At 34.9% G+C, this 2,001-nt stretch carries 4 protein-coding genes; all 4 read right to left on the bottom strand.

What is annotated here, in order from left to right:
* The coding region (locus V7138_RS05905; protein WP_335394926.1) for a helix-turn-helix transcriptional regulator at positions 1 to 98 on the bottom strand (98 nt) is incomplete at its 3' end.
* Positions 99 to 235: 137 nt separating this feature from the next.
* Complete coding sequence (locus V7138_RS05900; RefSeq protein WP_335394924.1) at positions 236 to 424, bottom strand: hypothetical protein; 189 nt, start codon at positions 422 to 424, stop codon at positions 236 to 238.
* A gap of 239 nt (positions 425 to 663) precedes the next feature.
* Positions 664 to 1,185 carry a uridine kinase family protein gene (locus tag V7138_RS05895; protein WP_335394925.1) on the bottom strand — a complete coding sequence of 174 codons (522 nt, stop codon included), beginning with the start codon at positions 1,183 to 1,185 and terminating at the stop codon, positions 664 to 666.
* Positions 1,186 to 1,490: 305 nt separating this feature from the next.
* Positions 1,491 to 1,775 (bottom strand): hypothetical protein, encoded by a 285-nt coding sequence (locus V7138_RS05890; RefSeq protein WP_335394922.1) that lies wholly within the window; start codon positions 1,773 to 1,775, stop codon positions 1,491 to 1,493.
* Positions 1,776 to 2,001 lie beyond the last annotated feature (226 nt).

Below are 2,001 nucleotides of genomic sequence, written 5' to 3'. Positions count from 1 at the left end.
ATTGCATTAATTGCTTGCCGTGAAACATTCACCTTCTCACCCAATTGTCCTTGTGATAATCCGAATTGCTCCCTAAGTTTTTTAACTTTGTTTTTCAATTTTCGTACCTCTTTCTGTAAGGTTAACCTTACATATAAACTAACAGATTATAATTGTATGTGTCAAGTTAACCTTACACACATCTTCTAAAAAAGGTACTTTTCTAATTTAGAAAAGCACCCGTTAGCTGAGTTAGTTATTCATTGTTTATAGCAGTTTCAATTGGTGGCGTTAGTTCCCCATCATCGAACCTATAATCTAAAATATATATTTTGAAGAGAAAATTACCAATCATAAACATAATGAGTAAGGCTATGGCAATAAAGCCCAAAAGGGCTCCTTTTATAATAATCCTAAAGGCTTTAGATTCGACTCCCCAACTCATAATTCAATTCCCTCCTATTTACTCGTTTTACACCAACCTCTAAAACTTTGCTGGTAAACCCATTTTAACATCTTGTTCTTCTTTCAATAAATGCCCCTTTAGTGGAACAAGAAAAAGGAGTCGCAAACTACAACTCCTTGTTTCGCTTAAGCACCCGTTACTTCAATAAGTATTGAACTTTTTAATCGTCGTTTCATTATAAGGATTTGATACAACAATCGATTTTAACAAACCATTCACTACTGGTTGACCACTATTAAATCAAATGATGTTGGTGGACACAAGACTGAGAAATAGTAATCCTCTGCGGAGTCCCATCGCAGATGCCAAGCCTCATCGTCATTACTCTCTCTTACATTATGTCTATGACTGCGAACTTCGGGTAACACATCCACTAGAACCTTAAAATCGACAACATCAGATAGTTCAGGTAGCGAGCTATAAATTCCGTCAAGAATAATTACCATTGAGGGCTCTTTCGTTACAAAGGACAATGACAAGCCATTTTCAGAAGAAAAGGAGAAAGGGTGATATTGAGCGTTCTCACCTGCTATAAGTGGTAACAACGCCTCATTACACATACGCTGCCAGTCGATACACCTACGACATTTTAGCTCTAATGAATAGGTGTCCCATTCATCGTCAGTGATAGTTGCTGCGAAGAAATCATCACACTGAATGACAGTTGCTCCCAAGTGTGAAACAACTTCAGCAGCCAACGTAGATTTTCCTGCACCACTCCCTCCGTCAAGGGACACCACCAAAGGATTGGTTCGTCCTTTCAGGCGTGTTTTTATAGCGGATACTATTTGCTGAGTAGCTGCCTTTGTTATTTGGTTGTTTTCCACGATTATCACTCCATTGGATCTGATAAAAAATATCAAGAAAATCACAAACTATAGAAAATTCGTTATATAAAGTTATTTGTCTCTACTGGTAAAACTGTTGCAGACGTTCAAGTAAAAGGAAATACATTGATGGAAACAGATTGGAAGGATCTAGGAAGTTTTACCGATATTCCAGACAATGTTGATAGTTATAACTATAAAAGGGGACTTAAATAAATTTATTGTCTAACGGTGCAGTTTAGTTTAATAAGCAGGTATTTATTTGAATCCCTAGGATAAGATTTAACAGCTGAGATCAAAATAAGTGATTCATATTGAACATCTTCCTCTTCCGCATCAACCATAGGTATATCAATATTAATTACACCATCATTAAATTCGGTAGAAATATCATAAGAAGTAGCTTCATTTAAATATTCATTTAATTTATCATCTTCACCTTGTGAACAAGCGGACAAAATTAACACAAAAGATAAAAATATTAAAAAAACATACTTTTTCATTTTGTTTCCCCCCCACCTCTATTAAATTTTACCTTATCTCCCCAAAACATTTTGAACTATTCTGCACCGTTAGTTAAGAACTTTTTATATAGATATATAATAATTCCACAAATAATTGTTATTCCTACGAAGGAATACACAAAGATAAATGGGGAAATAACCATTCCAAATACTACTTCATTTTGAAGATATTCTACTTTTTCCCATTCACTTGATATATCTGGAT

The sequence above is a fragment of the Bacillus sp. JJ1533 genome, from assembly GCF_036965045.1.
Lineage (GTDB): Bacteria > Bacillota > Bacilli > Bacillales > Bacillaceae_L > Ferdinandcohnia.
This window is presented reverse-complemented; position numbering and strand designations above follow the sequence as displayed.

Excerpts from the sequence above, each read along its gene's own strand:
- V7138_RS05900 (WP_335394924.1), bottom strand. The coding sequence starts at position 424 with ATGAGTTGGGGAGTCGAATCTAAAGCCTTTAGGATTATTATAAAAGGA.
- V7138_RS05890 (WP_335394922.1), bottom strand. The coding sequence starts at position 1,775 with ATGAAAAAGTATGTTTTTTTAATATTTTTATCTTTTGTGTTAATTTTG.